Annotated in this window: 20 protein-coding genes; 16 read left to right on the top strand and 4 right to left on the bottom strand. The window is 56.1% G+C overall.

Going from position 1 to position 26,491, the window contains the following annotated elements; all coding sequences use genetic code 11:
• Nucleotides 1-310 precede the first annotated feature (310 nt).
• The 13 genes from topA to AC6T8Q_RS09220 all read left to right on the top strand — a co-directional run bounded on the left by topA (nt 311) and on the right by AC6T8Q_RS09220 (nt 18,155).
• Nucleotides 311-3,034: a type I DNA topoisomerase gene (gene topA, locus AC6T8Q_RS09280; protein WP_500678808.1), complete on the top strand. Its 2,724-nt coding sequence runs from the start codon at nt 311-313 to the stop codon at nt 3,032-3,034.
• A gap of 197 nt (nt 3,035-3,231) precedes the next feature.
• Nucleotides 3,232-4,029, top strand: coding sequence for a hypothetical protein (locus AC6T8Q_RS09275; RefSeq protein ID WP_500678807.1), 798 nt, complete (start codon nt 3,232-3,234; stop codon nt 4,027-4,029).
• Nucleotides 4,030-4,128: 99 nt separating this feature from the next.
• A complete protein-coding gene (locus AC6T8Q_RS09270; protein ID WP_500678806.1) occupies nt 4,129-5,829 on the top strand; it encodes a GspE/PulE family protein in 1,701 nt (566 codons plus the stop codon).
• 134 nt (nt 5,830-5,963) lie between these two features.
• Nucleotides 5,964-7,166, top strand: a complete 1,203-nt coding sequence (locus tag AC6T8Q_RS09265) for a type II secretion system F family protein (protein WP_500678805.1) — start codon at nt 5,964-5,966, stop codon at nt 7,164-7,166.
• Nucleotides 7,167-7,283: 117 nt separating this feature from the next.
• The gene (gspG, locus tag AC6T8Q_RS09260) at nt 7,284-7,730 is read left to right on the top strand and encodes a type II secretion system major pseudopilin GspG (RefSeq protein WP_500678804.1); all 447 of its coding nucleotides are present in this window, start codon (nt 7,284-7,286) and stop codon (nt 7,728-7,730) included.
• A gap of 3 nt (nt 7,731-7,733) precedes the next feature.
• The gene (locus AC6T8Q_RS09255) at nt 7,734-8,324 is read left to right on the top strand and encodes a hypothetical protein (RefSeq protein ID WP_500678803.1); all 591 of its coding nucleotides are present in this window, start codon (nt 7,734-7,736) and stop codon (nt 8,322-8,324) included.
• Nucleotides 8,321-8,752 (top strand): type IV pilus modification PilV family protein, encoded by a 432-nt coding sequence (locus tag AC6T8Q_RS09250; RefSeq protein ID WP_500678802.1) that lies wholly within the window; start codon nt 8,321-8,323, stop codon nt 8,750-8,752. Before AC6T8Q_RS09255 ends, AC6T8Q_RS09250 begins: the two co-directional genes overlap by 4 nt.
• A gap of 70 nt (nt 8,753-8,822) precedes the next feature.
• Complete coding sequence (locus AC6T8Q_RS09245) at nt 8,823-9,752, top strand: PilW family protein (RefSeq protein WP_500678801.1); 930 nt, start codon at nt 8,823-8,825, stop codon at nt 9,750-9,752.
• Nucleotides 9,752-11,383: a type II secretion system minor pseudopilin gene (locus tag AC6T8Q_RS09240; RefSeq protein WP_500678800.1), complete on the top strand. Its 1,632-nt coding sequence runs from the start codon at nt 9,752-9,754 to the stop codon at nt 11,381-11,383. The genes AC6T8Q_RS09245 and AC6T8Q_RS09240 overlap by 1 nt, the downstream gene beginning before the upstream one ends.
• 118 nt (nt 11,384-11,501) lie before the next feature.
• Nucleotides 11,502-12,953: a hypothetical protein gene (locus AC6T8Q_RS09235; protein ID WP_500678799.1), complete on the top strand. Its 1,452-nt coding sequence runs from the start codon at nt 11,502-11,504 to the stop codon at nt 12,951-12,953.
• Complete coding sequence (locus AC6T8Q_RS09230) at nt 12,950-13,861, top strand: hypothetical protein (protein ID WP_500678798.1); 912 nt, start codon at nt 12,950-12,952, stop codon at nt 13,859-13,861. The genes AC6T8Q_RS09235 and AC6T8Q_RS09230 overlap by 4 nt, the downstream gene beginning before the upstream one ends.
• Nucleotides 13,862-13,992: 131 nt before the next feature.
• A complete protein-coding gene (locus tag AC6T8Q_RS09225; RefSeq protein WP_500678797.1) occupies nt 13,993-17,367 on the top strand; it encodes a secretin N-terminal domain-containing protein in 3,375 nt (1,124 codons plus the stop codon).
• A gap of 2 nt (nt 17,368-17,369) precedes the next feature.
• Nucleotides 17,370-18,155 (top strand): hypothetical protein, encoded by a 786-nt coding sequence (locus AC6T8Q_RS09220; RefSeq protein WP_500678796.1) that lies wholly within the window; start codon nt 17,370-17,372, stop codon nt 18,153-18,155.
• Nucleotides 18,156-18,161: 6 nt separating this feature from the next.
• Here AC6T8Q_RS09220 and AC6T8Q_RS09215 read toward each other — a convergent pair whose 3' ends face one another.
• Complete coding sequence (locus tag AC6T8Q_RS09215; protein WP_500678795.1) at nt 18,162-18,893, bottom strand: BON domain-containing protein; 732 nt, start codon at nt 18,891-18,893, stop codon at nt 18,162-18,164.
• Nucleotides 18,894-18,982: 89 nt separating this feature from the next.
• On the opposite strand from AC6T8Q_RS09215, the gene AC6T8Q_RS09210 reads away from it, so the two are divergent.
• Nucleotides 18,983-20,053: an NAD(P)/FAD-dependent oxidoreductase gene (locus tag AC6T8Q_RS09210; RefSeq protein WP_500678794.1), complete on the top strand. Its 1,071-nt coding sequence runs from the start codon at nt 18,983-18,985 to the stop codon at nt 20,051-20,053.
• A gap of 27 nt (nt 20,054-20,080) precedes the next feature.
• Here the strand turns inward: AC6T8Q_RS09210 and AC6T8Q_RS09205 are convergent, their stop codons facing one another.
• Entirely contained in the window at nt 20,081-21,211 is a 1,131-nt protein-coding gene (locus AC6T8Q_RS09205; protein WP_500678793.1) for an ROK family protein, read from the bottom strand.
• Nucleotides 21,212-21,405: 194 nt separating this feature from the next.
• On the opposite strand from AC6T8Q_RS09205, the gene AC6T8Q_RS09200 reads away from it, so the two are divergent.
• Nucleotides 21,406-22,389, top strand: a complete 984-nt coding sequence (locus tag AC6T8Q_RS09200) for an aldose epimerase family protein (RefSeq protein ID WP_500678792.1) — start codon at nt 21,406-21,408, stop codon at nt 22,387-22,389.
• Nucleotides 22,390-22,569: 180 nt separating this feature from the next.
• On the opposite strand, the gene AC6T8Q_RS09195 is transcribed toward AC6T8Q_RS09200, so the two are convergent.
• Complete coding sequence (locus tag AC6T8Q_RS09195) at nt 22,570-23,478, bottom strand: DUF1571 domain-containing protein (protein ID WP_500678791.1); 909 nt, start codon at nt 23,476-23,478, stop codon at nt 22,570-22,572.
• 305 nt (nt 23,479-23,783) lie between these two features.
• Between AC6T8Q_RS09195 and AC6T8Q_RS09190 the strand changes: the two genes are divergently transcribed.
• On the top strand, nt 23,784-24,455 hold the full coding sequence (locus AC6T8Q_RS09190; protein ID WP_500678790.1) for an MBL fold metallo-hydrolase: 672 nt from the start codon (nt 23,784-23,786) through the stop codon (nt 24,453-24,455).
• Here the strand turns inward: AC6T8Q_RS09190 and AC6T8Q_RS09185 are convergent.
• Nucleotides 24,443-26,245, bottom strand: a complete 1,803-nt coding sequence (locus AC6T8Q_RS09185) for an ATP-binding protein (protein ID WP_500678789.1) — start codon at nt 26,243-26,245, stop codon at nt 24,443-24,445. The genes AC6T8Q_RS09190 and AC6T8Q_RS09185 overlap by 13 nt on opposite strands.
• Nucleotides 26,246-26,491 lie beyond the last annotated feature (246 nt).

The raw sequence follows: 26,491 nt of genomic DNA, 5'->3' as shown, positions 1-26,491 counted from the left end.
ACTTAAAGTGGCCCGTGATTCTATTGCAGATCGACGTAAATGCAATCCCAATCAGGAGTGTGGACGACGAGAGAGACGCTGCGAGCCACTGGAAGTACTCAATAAACCGCCAAATCAGGCATCCTCGACTTAAGACAGGGTGCCCTAGTCCGTGGTCGCTTATTACCCAATTCTATAAATGTAGGGTCTGTAGACCTTGACCGGAAGAGGCAGGCTGACAAGACTTTGCTCACCCCGTCTTAGGTTTTGAACGGATAAGAGAAGCGGAACTTGGCAGACAGCTGGGGCTTTGTGAAACGACTGAATATCTATGGCAAAGAAGGCAACTACTCCTGAATCCGGCGACGGCGGCCAAGCCTTGGTCATCGTGGAATCTCCAGCCAAGGCCAAGACAATTGGCAAATATCTGGGCAAAGGTTTCCGTGTCGAGGCGAGCATCGGCCACATTCGCGACTTGCCGCAAGGGGCTGCGCAGATCCCAGCGGAATATAAAGGAGAGCCGTGGTCGAACTTGGGGGTGAACGTCAACGACAACTTCACTCCAATTTACGTCGTTCCGCCCGAGAAGTCCAAGCAGATCAAGCTGCTCAAAGACGAACTCAAAAAGTGTAATGCACTCTATCTGGCGACGGACGAAGACCGCGAAGGGGAAGCGATCAGCTGGCATTTGCTGGAGATCTTGAAACCCAAGGTGCCGGTGCATCGGTTAGTGTTTCACGAAATCACGAAGGATGCCATTCAAGCAGCACTGGCCGGTCCGCGCGAGGTTGACCAGGGCTTGGTGCGAGCCCAAGAAACACGGCGCATTCTCGACCGATTGTATGGCTATGAAGTTTCTCCACTGCTTTGGCGGAAGGTGCGACCGCGACTTTCGGCAGGCCGCGTGCAAAGTGTTGCCGTGCGGTTGATCGTAGAACGCGAACGCGAGCGGATGGCATTTGTCTCGGGCACGTGGTGGGATTTGCTGGCCCAGTTTGCCAAAGAAGATGGTCAATCACTCGAAGCGCCGTTGATGTCGTCTGATGGCCGCAAAATTCCATCGGGCAAGGATTTTGACTCGACGACGGGCAAACTCAAAAACCCCGACATGTTGCTGCTGGACGGACCAGGTGCGAACGCTCTGATCGAGCGCATCAAGAACGGCACGTTCCGCGTGGCCTCGATTGAGGATAAGCCGTACACGACGAAGCCTTATCCACCGTTCACGACCAGCACGCTGCAACAGGAAGCGAACCGGAAGCTCGGATTCACGGCGCGGCGGACGATGCAAGTGGCCCAGAGCTTGTACGAAAACGGCCACATCACTTACATGCGTACCGACTCGACGAATTTGGCGAGCGTGGCGATTCAAGATGCGCGTGATTTGGTGAGCCGCAGCTATGGTGGTGAGTTCTTGCCGTCGGAGCCGCGGGTTTATAAATCTAAGGTGAAGAACGCTCAGGAAGCTCACGAAGCGATCCGTCCCGCGGGTCATCCGTTTGAACTGCCTGATACGATGAAGAATGTGCTGAACAACGACGAGTTTCGTCTGTTCGACATGATTTGGAAGCGCACGATTGCCAGCCAGATGTCAGATGCGCGTGGCCGGCGGATCGTGGTTTCTATCGAAGGCGAAGGCTGCGTTTTCCAGGTGAGCGGCAAAACGATCGACTTCCCCGGTTATCTGCGTGCCTATGTGGAGGGTTCCGACGACCCCACCGCGGAATTGGCCGACCAAGAACGCGCGCTGCCAAATTTGGAAGTGGGCGATCAGTTGCGTGCTACTTCGTTAGAAGCCAAAGAGCACACCACCCAAGCCCCGGGGCGTTACAGCGAAGCGGCACTGACCAAGGCGCTGGAAGAACGTGGCATCGGTCGACCGAGTACGTATGCGTCAATTATCGATACGATTCTCGCGCGGAACTACGTGTTCAAAAAGAACAATGCGCTAGTGCCGACTTGGGTTGCTTTTTCCGTCATCACTTTGCTGGAAGAGAATCTCGGCTCGCTGGTGGATTATCAATTCACCGCGCAGATGGAAGACGATCTCGACGCGATCAGCCGCGGCGAGCGCGGGCACGTGGAGTACTTGGGCGACTTCTACTTCGGCAACGGTCGGCCCGGTTTGAAGAAACTCCTTGAGCATAAGATCGACGAAATCGATCCCGCGAAGATCAGCCGGATTTTCATCGGCAAGCCTGAGAACGGTCCCGAAGTGTTTGTCCGCGTGGGTCGTTACTCTCCGTTTGTCGAGCAGGGAGATCGCACGGCCTCGCTCAAAGACGATGTTGCGCCCGATGAAGTCACGCTGGCGATGGCGCTCCAGTTGTTGGATCAGGCCGAGAAGGGTGACGAGCCGCTGGGGAATTGCCCAGAAACCAACAAGCCGGTGTATGTCAAAGTGGGGCGATTCGGACCCTACGTGCAGCGCGGCAACACCGACGACGAAGAGAAGCCGCAAAACGCTAGTTTGCTGAAGGGGATGGTGCCCGAGCAAATCGACCTTGAAACCGCGCTCAAGCTGCTTTCATTGCCGCGCAATTTGGGCAATCACCCGGAAAAGAATGAGACCATCGAGGCGCACAATGGGCGCTATGGGCCATACATTAAGTGTGGAACCGACACACGTTCGTTGCCTGCGGATGTTTCGCCTATTGATGTGACGTTCGCACAAGCGGTCGATTTGCTGGCACAACCAAAAACTCACCGTCGTGGAGCCGCCAAGAAGCCGCCGCTCAAGTTGTTCGATGCTTCACCCGTGACTGAAAAGCCGGTGCAAATTCTCGAAGGTCGTTTTGGTCCTTACATCACCGATGGCGTGACGAATGTTTCGCTGCGGAAAGGGATGTTGCCGGAAGAAATCACGTTTGACGAAGCGCTGGGATTGCTAGCCGATAAAGCCGCCTTGGGCCCACCGCCCAAGAAAGCATCCAAGAAAAAGGCGGCACCTAAAGCGGCGGCAGCCAAAAAATCTGCCACGAAGAAATCCGCACCCAAAAAAGCCGCGACTAAAAAGGCAACGCCGAAGAAAGCTGCGAAGAAAAAGTCGAGCTAGCCGGGTTCTCTGGGTGGCTTCCTCCATGCTGCTAGGGCACTGCTGGGCGAGCCAGCAGTGGCACCCGTTTTCGGATGAGAAGTTCGCTAGCTTTGCTTCAAGTGTTAAATCTTCGTGAGAAAGCGTTGTGGCTGTTCGCAGACCCTTCGATGGCGTAGCATGAATCCATGCGAACTGGCCATTGGGGGAGTTGTGTGATGTCGAAATCCTTGTTTATTGTTTGCGTTCTCTGCTCGTGGTTAGTGGCTAGCGATCTTTACGCCCAGCAAAGTGAACCAGAGCCCTCTATTACGCAAGATGCTTCCGCGCAACCTGAACGTGGGCGGATGTTTCAAGGCCGTGGCCGCTTCGGCCAGCAGGGTATGGGCTTTGTCCCGCTGCTGCAAATTGATTCCGTGAAGCAGGAACTCAAACTCGAAGGGGATCAGGCGGCACAGGTCGATTCGCTGACCGTAAACATTCGCCAAGATTTCGCCGAAGAAATTCGCGGCATGATGCAGTCGTTTCACGATGCCGATCCCGCTGATCGCCAACAGTTTCGCGAACGAATGGCCGAAATGGCCAACCGCATCAATGAAAGATTAGGCACCGTCCTGAATAGCGAGCAAACCTCGCGGTTGCGGCAAATCAATCTGCAGCTTGGCCTGCGGCGCGATGGTGCGGCAACGGCACTTTCAAGTTCCGATATCGCGGCGGCATTGGATCTCACGGCCGAACAACAGAAACAATTGCGCGAGCAAGCTCAGGCTCAAGGGGGACGTGGCGCGGTGACGTTGGCTGAAGCCCGCGAAGAAGCCAACGCTCTGCTGTCCCCCGATCAGCAAGAAAAACTTGTGACTTTGTTAGGTGCGGAATTCGACCTGCCGGCGGCAATGCTGGAAGGCAATCGCGGTCGTGGGGGATTTGGGGGCCGGCGCGGGAATGCCGAAGGGAGACGCTCGTTGCGGCAGCGTCCCGAAATGGCCGAGGAAACCGAGCCCGCCGAGGCGATTTAGGCCCCCGTTTGATTCGTGCTAGGTGAGTGGGCATAATTGAGGAACTGCGGCGTTACCGTTCGCACTACTCCTGCCTTCTTGTCCCACCTGACTCGGAACATGGATCCCGGCAATATTCTTTTGAAGCATGGGCTGGTTGACCACGCCGGCCTGGAGCAGATTTCCGCGGCGCGGGTCAATGGCGATCGCGCGGATGAAATCGCCGTGCGCTTGGGACTTGTGACCGAAGCAGATGCGCTGCGGGTGATGGGTGCCGAGATGGGCATGGAAATGATCGATCTGGAACATGCCCAGATTGATCGTTCGCTGCTCGCCGAGTTTCCTCAAAAGCTCATCTATCGCCACGGGCTGTTTCCAATCGCCCGGCAAAATGGCTCGGTGATTGTGGCCACCTCGGATCCGCTTGATTTGTTCTCGCTCGACGAAGCGGGGGCTGTGCTGGGGTGTGCCGTGGAGCCCGTGCTGGCCTCCAAAGATTCGATTGCCCAGTGCATGCGAACCCATTTGGGCGTTGGTAGCGAAACCGTCGAAGGTTTGATGGCCCAGCGTGAAGAAGAGGAAGACGTCGAGTTCCTGGGAGACATCGACGCCGACGACGCGGAGATTTCGGCCGAGGCTCAAGAAGCCTCGGTGGTGCGGCTCGTCAACGAAATTCTCAAGGAAGCCATCGACGCGCGGGCGAGCGACGTGCATATCGAATCGCAGCCTTCGGGCATTAAGATTCGCTACCGCATCGACGGCATGCTGCATCAGCAACCCGCGCCGGCGGAAATCAATCGCTTTCACGCCGCGATCATCAGCCGACTGAAAATCATGGCGCGGCTCAACATTGCCGAGAAGCGTTTGCCACAAGATGGCCGTATCAAGTTGAAAGTTCATGGGCGCGAAGTCGACGTGCGTGTGTCGGTGATTCCGATGCTGCATGGCGAGGGGATCGTCATGCGTCTGTTGGACAAAGGGAGCATGGAGTTTTCGCTCGAGAAGTTGGGTATGCAAGGAGACTTGCGCCGCCACTTCGATCAGCTGATTCGCTTGCCGCACGGAATCATTCTCGTGACCGGGCCCACGGGGTCGGGCAAGACGACTTCGCTGTATAGCGCGCTGCTGGATATCAAAAGTGAAGACACCAAGATCATCACCACCGAAGACCCGGTTGAATATCAACTCGAAGGGATCAATCAAATCCAGGTCCACCCGAAGATTGGGCTGACGTTTGCCCAATCCTTGCGTGCCATTTTGCGACATGATCCTGACGTGGTGTTGGTGGGGGAAATTCGCGATCACGAAACGGCTGAAAATGCGATTCAAGCCTCGCTCACTGGTCACTTGGTATTTAGCACGTTACATACGAATGATGCGCCGAGCGCCTACACACGCCTTGTGGATATGGGAATCGAACCTTTTTTGGTGGCGAGCACGATCGAAGCGGTGATGGCTCAGCGGCTTGTGCGCAGGCTTTGCCGGACCTGCCGGGAACCCTATCAGCCTCGCCAAGAAGACCTGCCTGACGATTTTCCGTGGGACGATTACATCGCGGGGGGAATGCCGCTGTACCATCCGGCGGGTTGCCGACTCTGCCGCGAAATGGGTTTTGCCGGGCGGCAGGGCATTTTTGAGCTTTGCGTGACAACCGACTCTGTGCGTCAATTGGCCCACGATCGGGCAAGCAGTTGGGAAATTCGCAAAGCGGCTCTCGCCGACGGAATGCGTACCTTACGGCAAGATGCGTGGCTTAAGGTGCTTGAGGGAATCACCACCGTTGAAGAAGTTCTGCGCGTGACAAAGGGTGACCGGCTTTGATCGTGGAATTCGGATTGCGAAGTGCGGATTGATGAACAAGATTAAGCCGAACACGCATGAATAGAATATCTCGGGCGACTAGGACTACAGCGAAATACCATTCCGCAAACTGAAATCCGCAATCCGCATTCATTATGGCCGACTTTGCCTACATCGCTCGAGATATCGCCGGTCAACGCGTTGCGGGGAAGTTGTCGGCAGCCACGCAGCGCGAGGCCATGACCACGCTCGCGGGGATGAAGCTGTTTCCGGTCGAAGTGAAGCAAGCGGCTGCCCCCGTGCGAATTAAATTCGGCGGAAAGGTGCGCCCGCACGCGATGGCGCAGTTCTATCTGCAACTGGCCGCGCTGATGAAAAGCGGCGTGCCCTTGCTGCGGGCCCTCGAAGTGCTTGGCAATCAAAGCACGTTGCCGGCACTTAAGACCACGATCGAAGACTTACGTGATCGCATCGCCGACGGCGAGTCATTGGCCGAGGCGATGTCTAGGCATCCGCGCACCTTCAATGATTTGTCGATCAGCATCGTCCGCGCGGGGATCGAAGGTGGTTTTTTGGAAGAGGCCTTGGAACGCGTGGCTCGGTTTACCGATCAACAGGCCGAACTGAAAAGCCGTGTCATGGGGGCGCTCGCATACCCTATGTTTTTGATTGTGTTCAGTATTTCGATCGTCACGGTCTTGATCGTTTACTTTGTGCCGCAGTTTGAAACTCTGTTCAGCCGTTTGCGTGCGAAAGGGGAACTTCCGTTGATGACGGAGTTTTTGCTTTGGCTCAGCACGGCCATTTCGAGCTATGGGCTTTTGATCGCTCTAGCGATCGGCCTGATTGTGATGGCCGTGCGTTCTCAGATTGCGACCGAAGCCGGGCGCTGGTTTGTCGACAAGTGGAAACTCAAGATTCCCCAAGCGGGTGCCATTTACTGCAATTTGGCGGTCTCCCGATTTTGCCGCGTGCTGGGAACGCTGCTTAGCGGTGGTGTCCCCATCGTGCGGGCACTCACCATCAGTGCCGATTCGACTGGTAATCGCGTGCTCACCGCCGCGGTGAACAATGCCGCCGACAATCTGACGGCAGGCGAATCTTTGGCGAATCCCTTGAAATCCAGCGGACATTTTCCGCCCGACGTCGTAGAAATGATCAGCGTTGCCGAACAATCCAACACGCTGGAAACCGTGCTGACCGACATTGCCGATTCGCTGGAGCGGCAAACTTGGCGGAAATTGGACCTGATGGTGCGGCTGGTTGAACCTTTGATGCTGTTGGTGATGGCTTCGGCGGTGCTGGTGATCGTTGTCGCGCTGCTACTGCCAATGTTAAAATCAGCTACGGCTTTGTAATGAGTGAAATTGTTTGTTGTGTGCGGAGCAAGCTCCAGCGCTAAATTGAATAAACTTGTCCCGCCTCAGGCGTCCCTCCCCAAGTCAAAAATGAGTACAGAGGAAAGGAGTTTCCCTATGTTTTTTCGCAAGAGTCACTCGCGAACATCGGCGTTACCACGTACAGGCTTCACGCTGATCGAAGTGCTGCTCGTGTTGATTATTTTGGTAATCTTGTCGTCGCTCGCAGTTAGCCAGTTTGGTGGCGTCAAAGAACGTGCCAACATTGATGCCGCCAAGTCGCAGATTGGACTGGTAAAGAGCAGTATCGAATCCTACAGGCTCTATACAAACAAGTACCCCACCAAGCTACAGGATTTGTGGGAAAAACCAAGCGATTCTTCAGTTGCAGAGAAATGGTCCGGCCCTTACATGGAAGAATTGAAGGAAGATCCGTGGGGCAATGAGTATCAGTACACAGCCGAGGGCAAGAAGAACTCCGGCAAGTACGATTTCTGGTCCAATGGTCCCGATGGTAAAAGCGGCACGGAAGACGACATCGGCAACTGGGAAGCGAAAGGCTAATCCGTGCCAATTGCTCGTCGCGGCTTGACGCTGTTTGAAGTGCTGCTCGTTCTGGTGTTGCTCGTGGTCGTGGGCAGCCTGGCGATGCCGCTCTTTGAAGGGGGCTTCGCCTCGGTGCGTTTGCGACGAGCTACCGATCAAGTTCTGGCTTCGTGGTCGGAGACACGCGCCCGGGCCATCGAGACGGGGCAGATTCAGCAATTCCGGTTTCAACCGGAATCGGGTAGCTATCGCAGCGAGCCTTGGTTTCCTGAGGAGACGCTGCCGGTGGTCGAAGAACCGACTGCGCTTGTTACAGACACTGCGCCGATTGAAGACATCAATCTTCCCGAGCAAGTGGTTTTTGCTGAGGGGGATGTTCAGGTTTTTGAACCGACGGTTGGGCCACAAGTCACGCCGATGGCGCAGGGTGGGTCTGGCTTGTGGTCGAGCCCCATTTTGTTTTTCCCCGATGGTTCGTCCTCCGCTGCGAGCGTGTTGCTGCGCAATGAAAAGCAAGTTTTTCAGCGAGCCACGTTGCGAGCGCTGACGGGCACGGCGCGTTCGAGTGAATTGCTCTCCGAAGAAGAAGCCGAGCGGAGGCAATTTCAATGAGACGCTCCGCTCGTTCGGCATTCACACTGATTGAAGTCATTCTGGCACTCGCGATTCTGGCGGGGTCTGTCGCCGTGTTGGGTGAAATCATGGCTATCGCCGGGCGCCACGCGCGCGATGCTCAAGCCGAATCCCGCGCGCAGCTGATGGCGGCGACCGTGATGGATGAAATGCTTGTTGGAATCACGGAAGTCATTCAAGTTTCGCGGCAGCCATTGGAAACGTCCGAGGAAACCGTTCCCTGGATGTACAGCGTGACTATCAACACGACGAATATCGTTGGGCTCTCATTGATCGAAGTGATTGTCGAGCAAGATTTGGAGCCGCAGTTTAATCCGGTGAAATATCGATTGGTCAGATACTACACTGCGCCGGTGGCGGAAACTCCCGCGGATGCCACAGCTGGTGTGGGAGGTGGCAGTGGTTAGGAAGCGATGTTGGTATCTGGGTTCAATCGACCCTCCCCTAGCCCCTCCCTGGAGTACCACGGAGGGGGATATGAGGCGTGGCTTTACGCTGCTGGAAGTTGTGTTGGCGATTGGGCTGTGTGGCGCGGTGATGGCGCTGTTGGTGACGGCCATCGATTTGTATCTCGTCCGCGTTGATACCAGCCGCACGCAAGTGGAATCGTCCCAACTTGCGCGGACGTTGCTCAATAAGATTGCCGAGGATCTGCGAGCAGCTCGTTATGCAACGTCGTCCTCGAGTGCGGGGCAACCTGGCTTGGCTGACGGCAGCGCAGAGAGTGGGTTTGGCTCGGATGCTGGGTCAAGTTCAGGCCCTGCCTTTGGGCAATCGACTTCGACCGATCTGGGCATCTACGGAACTTTAACCGAGTTGCGGATCGATCGTGCGACGGAGCGGAATTGGCGGCAGGTGATGGTGCCTGCGGCTGAAATCGCCGCAACGACTGATCCTTATGACATGCCCCAGACGGTGGAGTATTTCTTTGAAGAAGGGCGGGTGATGACGCTCGCGGATTTGGCGGCGGGGGGCGTGAGTGACAACACGAATTTGACCGGCTACACGGGGCTTTACCGCCGTCAAACGCCCACGGCGTCGATCATGTCGACGACTGCACCGAGCGCAAGGCTTACCGAAAGCCAGGAACCGGCGGAATTACTTGCGCCGGAAGTGGTGCAGATTTCGTTCATGTATTCCGATGCTGTGCAGTGGTTTGAAGAGTGGGATTCTTCGACGCAGCAAGGATTGCCCGCGGCGGTGGAAATCAAGGTCACACTGTTTGCGGACGTGCTGGGGATCGATGCTGCACAGCGAGATCTTGATGAAGAAGAACGTCGCCGCGATCCCGCGCGGTGGGTGGAACACCGGCTGGTCGTGCGTATCCCACAGCTTGACGAGCCGCAACAATTGAGCGGCCCCGCAGCACCCGACACGAGTCAACCACAGCAGCCAGGAGGCCCCTGATGCTGATCAATCGTGCGAGCCGCGGCGGTAGTATTTTGCTGCTGGTGTTGTTGTCGATTGTGATTATGTCGCTGGCGACGGCGTCGTATCTGACATTGATGCGCAACGAGCATCAAGCCACACGCAACGCGGGTCAGCAACTGCAAGCTCGCTATCTCACCGAATCAGCAGCCGCCCATCTCAGCTTGTTTCTCGATCAAACCGATGCGTTGATTGCCCAGCAAGGAGGATTGCTGGCCAATCCTGGCACGATGCAAGGCATATTGGTGGCGGATGATTTGAATCTGGAATCACGCGGACGGTTCACGGTTGTCGCTCCCGATATCGTCCAGGGTTACTACTCCGGCGTGCGCTACGGCTTGGAAGACGAATCCAGCAAGTTGAATCTCAACGCGCTGGCACAAGCCGAAGGGGATGAGACCGCCACGCGGAATCGATTGCTGTTTATTCCCGGGATGACCGAGGACATCGCCGACGCGATTCTCGATTGGATTGACGCCGATAACCAGCCTCGGGCGTATGGTGCCGAGGATAGCTATTACCAGGGATTGAGCCCGGCCTATCAACCGCGGAATGGGCCGTTGCAATCGCTCAGCGAGTTGCTGCAAGTTCGGGGCGTGACGCCGGAGTTGTTGTATGGACTCGATACGAATCGCAATTTTGTGGTGGACACCGGCGAGCAGGCGCGGGGGATGTTGTTGCAGCTTGATAATTCGCTGGGCCAATTGAATCGGGGTTGGTCGGCGTATTTTACGGTCTATGCCGCGGAGCGTATGCTCGATCCGACGGGCAATCCGAAGATCAACGTCAACAATCCCGACTTACGTGCGTTGCAGACGGCGTTGCAACAAGCCGTCGACGCGGAGGCTGCGAATTTTATTATCGCGTATCGCCAGTATGGGCCGGCGGAGGGGGAATCGGCTGGCCCTGGTGGCGGGAACTCGAGCGCCGCGTCGTTGACGATCGATTTGAACGTCGAACCGACAACCGAGATCAATTCGCTATTGGATTTGGTGGGAGCGCGAGTAACCATTCAAGAGAATCAGAACGGCCAATCAGGACAAACCCCACCTGTGCAGGGTGAAGAGGGCGAATCAGCAGGGACTCCTCCGGGGGCGACACCACCAGGTGGAGCGGAAGAAACGGTTGAATCTCCTTGGCAAGATGGTGCCGGGCTTTATAGCGGCGTTTTTTTGACCTTGTTGGACAAGCTGACCACCACCGATGAGGCAGCGCGTGGTGGGCGGATCAATGTGAATTTGGCGACGCGGCCTGTGCTGTTGTCGATCCCCAATCTGACGGAAATTCAAGCCGATCAGATTCTCACGATGCGTGAGGTGGCCGTCGATCGACAGATCAGTTTGCAGCGTCATGCGATTTGGCTGTTGGCCAATGGGGTGGTGACCCTCGAAGAGATGAAACAGATCGATCCGTTTGTCACTTCGGGAGGTGACGTTTACAGTGCCCAAGTCGTGGGCTTTTTCGACGGGCAGCCGGCGACCTCGCGGGCCCAAATTGTGTTTGACCGCACGGATACGACGACCTTGCTGGTCGGCTGGGAAGATTTGAGCAAATTGGGGCCGGGATTTACGCCTACGGAGCTGGGAGCGGCAGTCATCGAGCAGCAATAAGTAGTTTCGCATCGGCCCAGTTTTGTGACTAAAATTATCTAATAGCCGTCGGCGGGAGCCGGTGGTCCATAATTATAAGAACCGTGTGCTTCCGCCTGCGGCTACGAAGAATATTAGCATGACACGAGCCGTCGTTATCCAACTTGCTCCTCAAGAAATTCGTGCCGTGGTTGCGCGCGCGGAACACTCGGGCATGCAGGTCGAAGGCGTGATTGCCGTACAGATTGAGGGCGCGGATATCGCCGCCGCGGCAAAGAAGTTTGCCGCGGAATTGGAAGTTCATCAGCCCAACAAAGCTGAGATGTTGATGGCGATTCCTTCAGCGGCCATCAAGTGGCAGTATGTTTCATTGCCCCCGTGTCCGCCCGAGGATCTGCCGGCCCTGGTCACGTTGCAGCTTGATCTGGAGCCGTCGCGCGACGATGAAGCGATTGGCTACGACTTCCTGCCGTTTGTCGGCAGCGAAGATCGTCCCCAGCGGGTGTTGGGAATGATGCTCCGAGTGGCAGAGCTGGCACGCGTGCGGAATTTTTCACGCATCGCCGGTTTGAAAGCGGAGCATCTCGTTCCGTTGGCGGTCGGTTGGGCCGAACTTGGCAAGCAACTCGACCCAGCGACACAAACCACACAGGTACTGGTCGCAATCCAGGGTAAAGAAGCAACGATTTGGGCGATGGTCGCCGGCGAGATGGCGCTGATTCGACAAGTGACGCTTGTGGAAGAACTGGACAGTGGCAAAGCGGCTGCTGGAGTGACCGCCCAACTTCGCCGCACGATGTTGAGTTTGTCGCAGGAAGGAATCCTTGCCGATGAGGCCGAGATTCTTGCCCTGGGTGAACCAATTGCGGCGCTGCAAGGTTTAGCAGATGAATTGCGGGGCCAGTTCACACACTCGGTGCGAACTTTGAGCTTGCCGCCGGAAGTCTCATTGCCGGAGTCGGCAACTGCGATCCGAGCCGAACTTTTGCCGCTGCTGGGAATCGCCTGGCAAGCCGTGCAAGGGCAGCCACCGGTCCTCGACTTTTTGCATCCCCGGAAACCGCCGGAACCGAAATCGAATCGACGCACGTTGGTGCTCGCGGGTGTGGCCGCAGGGTTACTTGCGGCGATGATCGGCTGGCAGATGTATGCGAATCTCAACGAGCCGCTGTGGACGACGGAGAAATTGCAGGACGAACTGTACACCATCAATCAAGAGTTGGAGCCTTTGCAGGCAGAAGAACGCGATGCGGCCCGGATTCGCGAGTGGCTCGACGCTTCGCCGAATTTGCTCACGGAACTCGCGGCTTTGGGCGAGGATTGGCGGCCAGAGACGTTTGATTCCAAGGATTTTGCAATCGCCAACGATGGAGTCTTGAAGCGAGTTGATCTCACCAATCGACGCTTGATTCTCACGGGCAACGTGGCTAGTGCCGCCGCAGTTCAGCCGTTGGAGAATCGCCTGCGCGATACGGGCCATCGTGTCCGCCGCGAGCAAAGCGATCCTACGACCGATGGGGGGCAGTACCCTTGGCAGGTGCAAATCGTGGTCGACGTCGTCGATGGTAGTCCCGCGGGGGGCCAGCCATGACGCAACGCGAAAAAATTCTCGCTGGCACCGTGGGCATGATTGCCGTGTTGTGGGTTGGCTCGTCGGGGCTGACCCGCTATCGCGATGCCGTCGAGGCGAATCGTTCGGAACTTCGCGAAGCGGAACAGGAAGTTAGCCAAGCCCGCACGGCCAAGCTGCGCGGCCAGCGAGCCGTGACGAAGCTGCGCCGCTGGCAGAAGCAGTCGCTGCCGACGAATGCGGATATTGCGAATTCGCTCTACCAGGATTGGTTGCAGAAACAAATGACCGAGGCGGGGTTGAAGGTGGCTGACATCAAAAGTTCTGCTGGCCTACGAGGCGGCAATGACCGCACACAGGAATTCACTTATGTCGTGACGGCCTCGGGGCAAATGTCGCAGCTTGTCGATTTTCTGTCACGGTTCTATCAAGCAGGGCATTTGCAAAGAATCTCGCGGGCTTCGCTTGCTCCCGCCAAGGAAGGAAACGATCTTTCGATTACGTTGACGGTTGATGCGCTATCAATGCGTGACTCACCACGCACCGATACGTTGAGCGATCTGAAGAGTGACTTAAAGCTTCCGCCGCTCGATGAATTGCAAGCAGCTATCGCCAAACGCGATCTGTTTGCGCCGTTCAAAGACACCGCCGTCGTTGCTAGCAAACCTCAAGAGAACGAAGCCGATCAAGCATTCATCTCGGGCATGGGGCAGGGTGAGGGGGGTTGGTATATGTCGATCCGGATGAAAGACTCCGGCAAGATGATGTATTTCCGTGCCGGGGATTCGATTCAGATCGGTAAATTCACCGGCAAAGTGAGTGAAATCGACGGCCGCCGAGCCATCGTCGAGCAAGAGGGCAACCGCCTGCAAATCTTCTTGGGGCAGTCCTTGGGACAAGCTCAGCCCGTTACGCAGCAAGCAGGCTAATCTGCTAGCGGGATAATCTCTCCCCAGATGGTGGTATTTTCTGGCGTCTTGGGCAAACTTTGCCGATTATTCCGATTGTAAGGGCGCCTTTTTAGGCGTTCCGCGCACCTATCCGGCAACGGTGGCCTGCCATGACCAACCAACAATCCAATCTGCTCAAGGGCGTTCAGCGGCGCGTTATCGTGCTTTGCTGTGTGGCGATTGTTGGTCTACTGGCGCAATTGGCCGCAGCGCAGCAGGCCACAAATAATAGCGGCCCGTATGTGCAAACGTATCGTGTCGATGCGGCGGGTGCTCAGCGCATGGAGCCGATCAGGCAAGAGTTTGCTGGCCGGCAAGATGTGCGAGAATTTTACGACGCTGCTTCGCAGCAATGGGTTGTGGTCGCGCTACCTGCGGTTCACGAACGAATTGCACGAGAGTTCACGGCGAAAGAGCCAGCTCCACCTGCTCCCAGTGATGGGCCTCAACTCGCGCCGCAGGTTGCTCCGGTGCTGCCTGCTCCTGTTGTTTCAAATCGGCTTCAATCCTTGACGACCGAAACGCTGCATCAGCGTTTAGAACAAGTTCTGGGACGCAAACTCAATGTTGAAGCCGGTTCAGCGGGACGCGCGACAGTCATCGAAAATCGCGATGGCCCCGTGGTGAAGATCTGGGTCAACGATACCACAAAGGAATTCAAGATTGACGGCACGCCGGCCCAAGTGAAAGCCTGGCAAGGAATCGTCGCGACGCTGGATAAATCGGCGGCTGGTGAAAAGGTGGCCGTGTTGCAAGCTCCGACCAATCCCAAATTGCGTGAAGCGGTTGCGCTGCTGACGGGAACCACGACAAAAGCACAAACCGTTCAAGCCGAAATCCCTGGCGAGGCTCCTGCCGCGACTGAGGGTGGCAAACAGAATAGCCCGCTGGGACCGGTGCGGATCGACGTTGTCGAAGGGACCAACAGCTTGATGCTGCGTGGTAGCCCCGAAGACGTCGAACGAGTGATGAAGATCATCGAAGAAATCGAAGAGATGGAACAAATCTCCGAGCCGGTGATCGAAGTGGTGATGCTCAAGAACATTGATTCGCAGGCCCTGGCGGCATTGCTCGTGCAAGTCACGGGCGAGCTTTCCACACGTTATGGTTTTGGTTCGATCGTGGCGGTGCCGCTCGTAAATCCTAACGCAGTTCTGCTGGTCGGTTTGGAACCTTCGGTGGAACGTGCGAAGAGCATCATCGAGCGGTTGGATCTGCCAACGCCCGCAGAGAACATGCAGTTCCGCGTGTTCCGCTTGAAAAACGCCAACGCCGTGGATGCGCTCCCCGTAGTGGAAAGTTTGTTTGCCGTGGAAGGTGAGACGGAAGTCCCGGGCCTCGGTTCGCGGGCACAAATGTTTGCCGACGCGCGGTTGAATGCCCTCGTCGTGCGGGCCACACCGCGGGACATGGAAGAAATCCGCGCGTTGATCAACGAAATCGATCAGCAGGCGAGCGATTCGGTCAACGAGATACGTGTGTTCAAACTCAAGAACACCGTCGCAACCGATCTGGCTGAAGTGCTGCAAGAAGCTTTCAATCCGACGGGCACAGGTGGCCCCGAGAATCTTTCGCGGTTGCTGAAATTGATCACGATCGATTCTCAAGGGAAGCAGCAGTTGGAATCGGGCGTATTGAGCGGTTCGAAAGTGACGGGGGCTCCGAGCGCGAACGCCTTGATCGTGACGGCACCTCCCGAGAGCATGCCGATGCTGGCGAATTTGATTTCTCAATTGGATCAATCCCCCGATGCCGCCGTGGAGCTCAAGATTTTCTCGCTCAAGAACGGCGATGCCGTATCCTTGGCGGAAACCTTAAGAGAGCTGTTTGCCACGGGACCACAAGGGGAAGGGGACGGTGATCAACCGGCCTCTCTGTCGGCCATACGCATCGAAGTCGATGAACGCACCAACAGCATTATCGCCGCGGGAACGTTGGAAGACTTGCTGGTGGTCGAGGCCATCGTGCTGCGACTCGACTCCACGGATTCCCGGGATCGGCAGAATCATGTCTATCGACTGAACAATAAACCGGCCGAAGAAGTGGCATTGGCGTTAAACGATTGGTTGCGTGCCGAGCGCGACGTGCAAGGGACCGCTCCCGGAACGGCCAGTCCCTTCCAGCAGATCGAACGGGAAGTTGTGGTCGTACCGGAGATTGAAAGCAACAGTCTGATCGTCAGCGCCACTCCGCGCTACTACGACGAGATTGCACGCTTGGTGCGCGAGCTTGATGCTCAAGAGCCGATGGTGATGGTGCAAGTGCTGATTGGCGAAGTGGAACTTGGAGATGCCGATGAATTCGGCATCGAACTCGGTCTGCAAGATTCTGTGTTGTTCGATCGGAGTCTCTTAAGCGAACTGGAGCTTACGGATACGACGACGCAAACCACGACTCCAGGCGGTGCGATAACCCAGGTTGAACAGCAAACGATTCAATCTGCGACGCTTGCCCCTGGCTTTAATTTTGGTGACGCGGGCATTCCGTTGGGCAATTCTGGTAGTGACCGGTCGTTGGCTACGGCAGGCAATGTGGCCGCCCAAGGTTTGGCAAGTTTTGCCATGCAGCGGGTCAATCCGGACCTGGGATTTGGCGGCATGGTCCTCTCGGCAAGCAGCGACAGCGTGAGCATGCTGCTGCGAGCTCTGCAAGAATCTCGCAAGCTAGAAATTCTGAGCCGTCCGCAGATCATGGCCCTCAACAATCAAGAAGGCACTGCGTTTGTCGGGCAGGACGTGCCGTTCATCGTGGGCAGCACGATCGACGCCCTGGGCCAGCGCAACAATACAATTGACTTCCGCCAAGTGGGCTTGGGCCTAACCGTCGTGCCGCGGATCAGTCCCGAAGGCTTGGTCGTGATGAACGTCATTGCCGAGAAAAGTGAATTGGGAAGCGTTGCCGACGGCGTGCCGGTGTCGATCGCTCCCAACGGCGACGCGATCAACGCACCGATCATCGCGATGACGCGAGCCACCACGACCGTCAGTGCCGCGAGTGGTCAAACGGTTGTGTTAAGCGGCTTGTTGACGAAACGTGACTTTGCCTTGCATCGTCGCGTGCCGATCCTGGCCGATATTCCGCTCTTAGGAAGTTTGTTCCGTTTCGACAGCACCTCGACGCGTCGCACGGAGTTGCTGATCATTCTGACGCCGCATGTTGTGAACAATCGCTTCGAGTCAGAAATGCTCAAACAAGTTGAATCGGCCCGCATGAGCTGGTGCCTTTCCGACGTGATCAACATGCACGGACCGGTGGGATTACGGAGCAAGGACGACGTCCTGGGCGAATCGGAATCGCAGACGGTCTTTCCCGAACAGGTTCCCGAGGGTGAGCTGCTGCCAACGCCGGATTTAGCTCCCCCCCTGGACGAGATGCCATTGCCGCCGCAGAGTAATGCTCCGATGCAAGAGTCAGGCGAGCGCTCGGCATTGCGGTTCCCATTTTCGTTGGGCAGCTCGAAAAACGAAGCGACGGCCGCCAAATAAACATGAACAAGCAAGTATGCCAACGACGGTCTCCATTGTTGTTGATAGCCCTGGCGTGTCTGGTGGCGATCAGCAGCGTCTCGGGCTGCGCTTCGACGAAGAAATCTTGGCGATATGCTAAGAACGGAGATTTCAAGCGGGCGGTCGGAATGAAGTCGAGCAAACCGGACTTGCCGGAAGTGCCCACACGAATCGTCAGCACCTGGACCGATACGGTGCTTCAACGCACGGGGAAAGCGCCTCAACGTGGCTTTGGTGGGCGGATTATCTTCTTCAATCGAGAGTCTGAAGATCCGATCCGCGTGGATGGTCAATTGGTTGTGTATGCTTACGACGAAACAGACCGCAAGCCGCATGAAACCCATCCGACGCGGAAATATGTCTTCCCCAAGGAATCGTTTGTACGGCACGAAAGCGATTCGCAGCTAGGTCCCTCTTACAGCGTATGGATCCCCTGGGATGAAGTCGGGGGAGACATTAAGCATATCAGCCTGATTGCTCGCTTTGATCCCGATGGTGCCAACTATGTGATGGGCGAGCAAACCAAGCATCTTCTGCCAGGCGTAAGCAAGGAAGATCGTCAACATCTTGTTCAAGAAGCGGGCGTCGGCAAGGTCGACATTGCTCAGCACACGGAAAAACCCTTGGTGCAAAACGTCGTGCAACAACTTTCAGCCGAAACGCCTGTGAAAGAGCAGAAAGCTGAAAAAGCCGAGGCAGGGATGTCGACCACGACGATTTCGCTGCCCAAGAGGTGGGAAAAACGTCTTAGCTCGCCCAAGAAATAATGGGCATTATTCTGGCTTGAGGCTAGGATCGACGGTCAAACGATTTTCGATCGTCGATACTCCTGGTTCCAGCGAGATCATTTTCTCGACCAACGCCTTGTGGTGGTCGCTGGCCACGGTTCCTTCGAGGGTGAGCGTGCGACCTTCCATCGCGATGCGCGTATCGGTCACTCCCAGATCATTCAGACTGCTTGAAAGGCGTGTCTGAACGTCGCTATGCACCTGCTGCATCGTGCCCAGCGGTGTTTCAAACGCGGGGCGCAGCTTTACGCGAACGGGAGGCGTGCGATTGTCGCCACCACCACGACCGCCGCGATCACGCATATCGTTGAGATTCTCGATCATAAAATCAAACATCGCGGTTCGACCTTGGGCTCCTCGGCGGTTGCGAAAAAGATCTTGAACCTGATCAGAGTTGCTGCCGATGAAGCCATTTTGGCCGGGAGCAAGTTGATTGGTGCCGCCTTGGCCCATACCTCCGAAAGCACCGCCGCCCGTGCTGCCCGATCCAAAACCGCCCGATGATCCAAAACCTCCTTGCCCACCGGCTCGGCTTTGACCGCGGCCAACACCTTGTCCCCCACCGCCTTGACCGCTGAGTCCAAAGGCACTTTGACCCATACCGCCTTGACCGCCTTGCTGCATCGGATTGCGCCCTTGCGCTGCGCAAAAACTCGCGAACATAGCGCCGCCAGCGAGGCTCATAAAGAGAGGAATGATAAGCGTGCGAAGCGTCATGACTTTATTCCCGCGGTGGTTCCACATTCAGACTTTCATTATAACAACGAAGCGGGAATAGAACCAAACGGCTGGAAGGAACACGTTTTATGGCTGATTTCAAAGTCACCGAACTTGCGGATGATCTCGATTTCGACAGTTTGGCTTATTGGGACGTTGTCATCATTGGAGCCGGCCCCGCGGGGTTGGCGGCGAGTTTGACGACCGCGCATCGCGGACTGACGACACTCGTGATTGAAGCCAAAGACAAACCGGGTGGACAGCCGCAATTTCTTTACGCCGACAAAAAGATTGTCGACATTCCCGGCTTTCCCGATGGGATTAGTGGCGAAGAACTCTCGGCACGCACCTATCGGCAAGCAGTCGACGCCCTGGTGCAGTTTCGATTCAATGACGAGCTCGTAACCATTGAAGACACCAATCAAGAAGAAAAAGGGGACGTTCTTAAGAAGGTTGTCACTAAGAACGGCGAGTATCTGTGCCGCAAGGTTTTGATAGCCTGTGGACTTTTGCATTATCCACGTGCCTTGCCAGTGGTCGATGCACTTGAATCCAAGAAGGTGTTCTACAAGATTCCCAAAATCGGCGACTATGATGGCCGACGGATTGTTGTGGTGGGTGGCGGCGACTCGGCCCTTGATGCCGCGGTGATGGCTCAAGAGCGCAACGGCCAAGTCGACGTCGTGGTCCGTGAGGAAGTGCCCGTCGCGAAATCCGACAGCGTGACGCGCTTTCGTCAGGCGGGTGGAACCGTCCACTGCAGCACCGAAATTTCTCGGGCTTGGTTCCAAGCAGGCGAAATTGCCTTGGAACTCACCACAGGCCAGCAACTCCTCGCCGATTATGTGGTGGTACAGATTGGCTTTCTCTCGGCCAAGGAAACCTTTCAACGTCTTAATCTTCGCCTCAATGAAGATGGCAGCATTGCGGTCGATCCCTACTTTGAAACCAGTCGGCGCGGGATTTTCGCCATCGGCGACGTGCATGGAGACATCAAGCTCATTACCGTGGCCTGGGCCGAAGGGATTCAAGCGGCCATTTATGCCTTTAAAGAAATCACGAGCCCGTATTGGCTCAACGAAAAGCGGTTGCGTGACCAAAAAATCGCCATGATCGGCGACAAGATCTCCCAGGCCGCGCGTACTCGTGGCGGCGCTTGATTGGTCAAGGATCGTTCGTTTTTCTTTTTAACCTTTGGCTCGCATCGCCATCAGAATTGCACCCCGCCACCCTTGATCGCGGCTAACGCTCCACTGGATGTCGCAATTGGTGGGGGAACTATCAAAACAGACTTGTTTGTTGACAGCGGCGTAGGATTGCTTCACCGTGGTTAAGAACCATTCCTTGCCTTCGGTCGACATTTCCGTGAGTCCACCCCCGATGATGAATATGTCGGGGTGCAGCACGGCGGCAACACTTGCGAACAGGGCACCGAACATGATCGCCCAATCATCGAGCAGCCAACGGCAGAAGGCGTCTTGTTGCTTATCGGCAAAGGTCCGAACTTCGTAAGCGGCGCGCTTCGCCCCTTCTTGATGAAGCTCTTTGAGTCGGGCCACGACTTCGGGATTCACGGACTGGCCGCGTGACTGCAAATCTTTGGTGATCAACGCCGTGCCGGCATCACTCAACGCCCAAGTAATCCGCCGCACGAGCCCCGACAATGAAGCGCGTGATTCCACACACTGTTTGGCTCCGCAGCCACAGGTGGGAAACGGATCGTCGGCAAATCGTTCGGCATAGGCAGCCGGCGGTGCGATTTTCATGTGACCCAATTCACCCGCTTGACCCAAACCAAAAAAGACTCGTCCATCGGCAATGATACACCCACCCAGGCCCGTGCCGGTGGTTGCAAAGACCGTCGTTCGCGAGGCGGTGGTGCTGCCAAAGCGTGTGAAGTCTTCATCCTGGCCCGCGGCGTTGGCATCGTTGCAGGCAAAAACCGGAATCGCGCGACCAGCCACCTTTTCGATTTCCGCAGCGAGCAGTTCTCCAAACGGCACCTGCCAGAGATGCTTGGTTTCGGGCGTGCCCAGATTCGGCACGCTCAAAATCAATCCTTCGGCCGAGCAAGGGCAAGGGACAGTCACCGCGATGTCGGCGATGTCGCTCCAGCGGGCATCGACCTTGTTAAGAACGGCTTGCACGCCGTTGGTGATTTGGCTGATCGTTTTTTGCGGACCTTCTTGGCTCAGGCTCGCGCATTTGACCAATTCAGGAGTCAGAATCGTCGTGGCACTCAAATCGGTGGCCCCGAGTTTAATGTCGCTGCCACCCAGGTCCACGCCGATGCGGATTGAAGTTTGTTGATTATGCATGAAATTATTGCTGGTGTTCTCGTTACTAAGGACGTTCCGCTGAAATGTATTCTCACAAAGTCGATCGTGATATGTTACCTGACAAAACCATTTTTCGCCTACCCCCGACACCGGGATTCGCTTGCGGAGATTCGCGCGGATCGCCATAATTTCCGGCCTGAACTCGTCACCATTTCAGCTTTTGGAAATCGCCCATGTTTATCGTCACGAACTCGCACGGCATGACTGCCAAATGGTTTTCCCGTGGAGCCACGCTGGCGGAATTGCACGTGCCCGACCGGTTGGGGAAACTCGACGACGTGGTGCTCGGTTTCGATACGGTGGGTGAATATGATTCGGGGGCCAACCATCATTTCGGTTGCACGACGGGTCGCTTTGCCAATCGCATTCGGCATGGCAAGTTCACACTCGATGGCGTGGAATATCAATTGGCGATCAATAATGGTCCCAATCATTTGCACGGTGGTATTTCGCGAAGCTTGGATAAGGTGAAGTGGACGGGAGAGCAGCTGTCCGACAAATTAGGCGTAAGGTTCACTTACGAAAGCCCCGCCGGTGAAGAAATGTTCCCCGGGACGCTCAACTGCACGGTCACTTACACGTTGAGCGAAGACAACGCCTTACGGATCGACTACGAAGCGACCACCGACAAGCCGACGATTATCAATCTCACAAACCACAGTTATTTCAATCTTTCTGGTCAGGACGGTCCGAGCATTGTCGATCACGAGCTGATGATCGATGCCGACCGCTACACGGTTGTCGACGAACATTTGATTCCCACCGGCGAGTTTGCTGAAGTGGCTGGCACGCCGCTTGATTTTCGCACGCGGCATGCGATTGGCGATCGCATCGCGGAGACCAACGGCGGTTACGATCAAAACTACGTGCTTAACGGCGAGTGGGGCACGTTGCGTCCTATCGCCGAGGTGCTCGATCCCAAGTCACGTCGGGTGATGCGTGTCGCCACCGATCAGCCGGGCGTGCAGCTTTACACGGGAAATCATCTCTCGGGGCAGTCAGGCAAAAAGGGCGTGCCGTATCACGGGCAATGCGCGTTCTGTTTGGAAACACAAAATTTCCCCGATGCGCCGAACCATCCAAATTTCCCCTCCGCTGTGTTGCGGCCTGGGGAAACCTATCGTCAGACGTGCATCTATGCGTTTGATAACGATTAACTTTATATCTCATGCAAGCCAGATTGCATTGTTAGATGTGATGACGTTAAAGCGGGGCAGTGACCCCAGAGGTGTAAGAATAGTTTTTTGGCCGTCTATCGTCTCTTTAAACAAACACAGCCCCAGCATCACATAGTGCGATGCTGGGGCTGATGGATGATTGATCGAACAAAGACCTGCTTATTTGAAGTATTCGGGGTTGTTCTTGTCGAAGTCGGCGTCGGTGAAGCCGTTGTTCAACTTGATGTTCAGGTAGGTGTAGGCTTCTTCCAACGGCGGTTGCTCACCAGGATTTTGCGGCCACATGTAAGCGGCATAGCGGATTGGCAGCTTCAACTCGTTGTCGATGAAGATTTCAGCTTTGTGAAAGCGGAAGTTCTGACGGGGAACCGGGTGAACCACTTCGATCAAGGTGCAAGCCCGGCCATTGATCGCGCTTTGCTTGGTTTGAACCTCGCACTCACCGAATTGGGTATCGTTGCCACCCACGACCGAGAGTTCCTCCATGAGGTTGCGAACGCCTAGCTTCATGATGGGGTACTTTTGATTGGCCATTGCCAAGCGGCCTTCGGGATCAAGCTCGAACTTGCCCAGGCGTTGGCGGAAACCACAATCGCGAGCCACGAGTACACCCTTCGAGGCATTGGGGCCATCGGTGTAAACACATTCCCGGCCTTTGTGGGGTTGCAGGAAGTAGCAATAAACCGAGAAAGGTTGGTGACGAACTTTGACGAACGCCACTTCCTTGGGATTCAGTGTTCCGTCGATACGTTCTTCTTTGATCAACATCGCACTGTAGTCAGCGATCGTGGCATCAATTCGAGCTACCGCGTCTTGCGCCATCCGCACTGACGGCATCAAGGGATGCTCGCCGGGTTGGGGATTCAAATCGAACGGACCCGTTGACGCTGGAGGGGCAATTCGCGAAGCAAGTTGAGCCGGCACTTGCGCGGGAGCAGCGGCCGCCGGTTGTTGGTTTTCAACTCGGTGGATGGGCTCGACTAGCTGAGCTTGTTGTGCAAATGTGGTCGGACAGAACGGTGATGCGAGAAGAGTGGCGGCTAACAGCGAAGAAACTTTACAGCCCATACTAAGTTACTCCTGCGGAAGCGTTGCACTCCCGGCACTCGATTTCAATTCATATTGGTTAGTTGTGCGATGTGCACGACCCGTCGTGAGGCAGCTTTTCCCGACGGCGAGAACGGAAAATATTGCCGGTCGTACTAACTATCGCCCCGCACGGCAGAAACAATTACAATCAGCTCGTCAAAGCCGAGTTTCTACCTAACCTGCCTATTCGGAACTATTGGGAGAGTAACGATCTTGCTGCGGGTATCTGCGGGGGTGGGGATGTTAGCGAACTGGGCAAACTGGCGGAAGAGGAATTTCACTGCATGCATAAGTCGCCGCTAAAAATTCAGAGCGTGGTTTCCATGCCCTTTGACGAGAACACGTACATCGTCACCGGCCCACGCGAAGGTGAGTGCCTGGTGATCGATCCAGGCTTCGATCCACAGGCGATTTTAGATTTGCTAGCAGAGCAAGAACTCACACCCGCAGCCATTTTATGCACTCACGGCCACTCCGACCACATTGCCGGCAACGCGTCGCTTAAGGAGCAGTGGCCTGAGTGCCCGCTGATCATCGGCCATGGAGATGCTAGCAAACTGACCGATCCCGTAGGTAACCTCTCGGCTGGTTACGGCTTCAAACTGGTTAGCCCCCCAGCGGACCAGACCGTGGCCGAAGGCGAGACCCTCGATTTGGCCGGCATCAAGCTCAAGGTTCGCGAAACGCCCGGCCACTCCGCCGGACATGTGGTCTTCATCGTGGAAGATCACGACCCCGTGTTCGTGCTGGGGGGCGATGTGCTTTTCGCGGGCGGCATCGGGCGCACTGATTTTGCCGATGGGAATTTCGCCGATCTGAAACGTTCGATCCACGAAAAGCTGTTCACCTTGCCCGCGGAAACTATCGTTCTTCCCGGCCACGGACCACAAACAACAATCGGTGAAGAGAAAGAGCACAATCCTTATGTCGGTGCGAACGCCCACTACGAAGGTTGAGGCGGAGCGACTTTGTGCTGCTGCGTCGCGCGGTTGAGCGTGCCCGGCTCGCCGTCAAACTCCTGCAACTGTTCAACGTTCGGCTGAGTGGCGGGAAGTTCAAGAGTAAACGAACTCCCCTTGCCTGGTTCGCTCGCCACCAAGATTTGCCCGCCGTGCTCTTCAAGAATCTTACGTGAAACGGGCAAGCCTAATCCCGTACCGCGTCCGCCTTTGCGGGAAACAAACACGTGGAAGATGGAATCGAGGTCCTCGGGCGCGATCCCTGCACCGTTATCGGTGATCACCAATCGCGCCAACTTTTGTTCTGGGTCGTACTGCGAACTGACCGTAACCGTGGCCCCCTCAACTTCGTCGCAGGCGTCGATCGCGTTGGTCACAACGTTGAGTAGCGCGCGGTGCATGGCCTCGGGGTCAAACATCAATACCGGCATCGCGGGATCGATTCCTGATTCCAATATCACGTTCATATCGTTGGCGTGAACTTGCATCAACTCGGCGACATCTTTGACCAATTCATTCAGATCCGCCGCCCGCGGTTCGGGCTCGCGTTCTTTGCTGAACGTGAGCATGTCCATCACGAGAGCGGAAATGCGTTCCTGGTTGCGCTCGACGATGCCCCAGCCTTTGCGGATCGTGTCGACCGCCTTGTTCGTGGCCGCTTCGTCGGGCTCGCCTTTGCTTAGGGATTTGCCATGATCGGCAAGACCAAGTTCGATCAAATAGCTGCCGCCTCGCACCCCTTGCAGGATGTTCTTGATGTGGTGCGACAGCGAGGCAATCGTCTGGCCAACCGCCGCGAGCCGTTCTGCTTGCAGCATGGCCTTATAGTAGGACGTATCTTCAACCGCGAGTGCAGCCTGATGAGCAATCGCGATCATCAACCGCAAATGCTCCTCGGTGAATTGATCGATCTTACCGGCGTTCATCAACATCCGTTGCGGCGTGATCGAAGTATCGATGTAAATCACACCCACGACGTTGTAACGCCCTTGCATCGGCACGCAGATCGCCTCGCGTACACCTAAGCTCACAATACTGGCCGTGGGGTCCCAACGCTTGTCGTCGCGGGCGTTGCTGGTGAGCACCCCTTCGTTGCGATCTACGACAAAGTCGAGAATCGTCTTGCTGATCGTAATCTTTTCATCGCTGCGAATCCCTCGGCGATGGCGACGCACTTTCGGTACGAGCTGTTCGCTTTCGGTATCGTAGAGCATGATGCAGCCACGATCCGCATCGACCCACTCGAAGATCATCTCCATGATGCGGGCCAGCAATTGGTCGATGTCCATCGTGTGGCTCACCGCCAAGGCCGTGCGATACATGATTTGCAAATTGCTGCGTGCCCGTGCGATCCAGGGGCTCGAAGAATCACGCGCGTCGGGCAAGAGCCAATCGCTGTTGTTCGAGTGGCTCAACGCGGCCACGATCCGCGAACCGTCGTTGCTATCCGCACGGGGAATAATGTCGATCTGGTCGGCGATGTTCTCGTAGGCGTTTTCGACAAAGCCGGTGTACAGCAACATCGAACGACCAAACTGCAATTGATCGCCGCTCACAAGTTCGCGTTCGCTGGTTGGCTGGCCGTTCACATACGTGCCATTCGAGCTGCTCAGATCGCGCAGCACATAGCCATCGCCACGGCGCACGAGTTCCGCGTGTTCACGGGAAACTTCAGTGTCGTGCAGGCGCACGGAATTCGATTGAGTCCGCCCGACGGTATGGACCGGTTCCTCAAGCTGGAACCGCGTACCTTGGTCGCGGCCACGAATGACAAACAGAGATGGCACTTACCAAATCACTCCTGAACGATGAGAGAGGCGAGCAGTCACCGTTTGCTGCCCATTCTTCATTACGTCTTGACCGGCCCGGCAACGCCCAGCACGGTCCCAACTTCTCGCCTACTGAGAGTGATTCTACGGCTGAAGTGCCGAACTTGGTAGGGTGAGTAGTCGAAGTGCCTAGCAAATAAAGGACTTAGCGGCCCTAGCCGGTCCATATGCGACGGTTAGGTTGTCGTTGCGGGGGCGTTTGCG

It is taken from the genome of Bythopirellula sp. (assembly GCF_041737835.1).
In the GTDB taxonomy this organism is placed as follows: Bacteria; Planctomycetota; Planctomycetia; order Pirellulales; family Lacipirellulaceae; genus Bythopirellula.
The sequence above is the reverse complement of the archived record's forward strand: the minus strand, read 5'-3'. Positions and strand labels throughout refer to the sequence as shown.

Bases quoted from the DNA above. Each gene is read 5' to 3' on its own strand.
- topA (WP_500678808.1), top strand. From the start codon at position 311: ATGGCAAAGAAGGCAACTACTCCTGAATCCGGCGACGGCGGCCAAGCC.
- AC6T8Q_RS09275 (WP_500678807.1), top strand. From the start codon at position 3,232: ATGTCGAAATCCTTGTTTATTGTTTGCGTTCTCTGCTCGTGGTTAGTG.
- AC6T8Q_RS09270 (WP_500678806.1), top strand. From the start codon at position 4,129: ATGGATCCCGGCAATATTCTTTTGAAGCATGGGCTGGTTGACCACGCC.
- AC6T8Q_RS09265 (WP_500678805.1), top strand. From the start codon at position 5,964: ATGGCCGACTTTGCCTACATCGCTCGAGATATCGCCGGTCAACGCGTT.
- gspG (WP_500678804.1), top strand. From the start codon at position 7,284: ATGTTTTTTCGCAAGAGTCACTCGCGAACATCGGCGTTACCACGTACA.
- AC6T8Q_RS09250 (WP_500678802.1), top strand. From the start codon at position 8,321: ATGAGACGCTCCGCTCGTTCGGCATTCACACTGATTGAAGTCATTCTG.
- AC6T8Q_RS09245 (WP_500678801.1), top strand. From the start codon at position 8,823: ATGAGGCGTGGCTTTACGCTGCTGGAAGTTGTGTTGGCGATTGGGCTG.
- AC6T8Q_RS09240 (WP_500678800.1), top strand. From the start codon at position 9,752: ATGCTGATCAATCGTGCGAGCCGCGGCGGTAGTATTTTGCTGCTGGTG.
- AC6T8Q_RS09235 (WP_500678799.1), top strand. From the start codon at position 11,502: ATGACACGAGCCGTCGTTATCCAACTTGCTCCTCAAGAAATTCGTGCC.
- AC6T8Q_RS09230 (WP_500678798.1), top strand. From the start codon at position 12,950: ATGACGCAACGCGAAAAAATTCTCGCTGGCACCGTGGGCATGATTGCC.
- AC6T8Q_RS09225 (WP_500678797.1), top strand. From the start codon at position 13,993: ATGACCAACCAACAATCCAATCTGCTCAAGGGCGTTCAGCGGCGCGTT.
- AC6T8Q_RS09220 (WP_500678796.1), top strand. From the start codon at position 17,370: ATGAACAAGCAAGTATGCCAACGACGGTCTCCATTGTTGTTGATAGCC.
- AC6T8Q_RS09215 (WP_500678795.1), bottom strand. From the start codon at position 18,893: ATGACGCTTCGCACGCTTATCATTCCTCTCTTTATGAGCCTCGCTGGC.
- AC6T8Q_RS09210 (WP_500678794.1), top strand. From the start codon at position 18,983: ATGGCTGATTTCAAAGTCACCGAACTTGCGGATGATCTCGATTTCGAC.
- AC6T8Q_RS09205 (WP_500678793.1), bottom strand. From the start codon at position 21,211: ATGCATAATCAACAAACTTCAATCCGCATCGGCGTGGACCTGGGTGGC.
- AC6T8Q_RS09200 (WP_500678792.1), top strand. From the start codon at position 21,406: ATGTTTATCGTCACGAACTCGCACGGCATGACTGCCAAATGGTTTTCC.
- AC6T8Q_RS09195 (WP_500678791.1), bottom strand. From the start codon at position 23,478: ATGGGCTGTAAAGTTTCTTCGCTGTTAGCCGCCACTCTTCTCGCATCA.
- AC6T8Q_RS09190 (WP_500678790.1), top strand. From the start codon at position 23,784: ATGCATAAGTCGCCGCTAAAAATTCAGAGCGTGGTTTCCATGCCCTTT.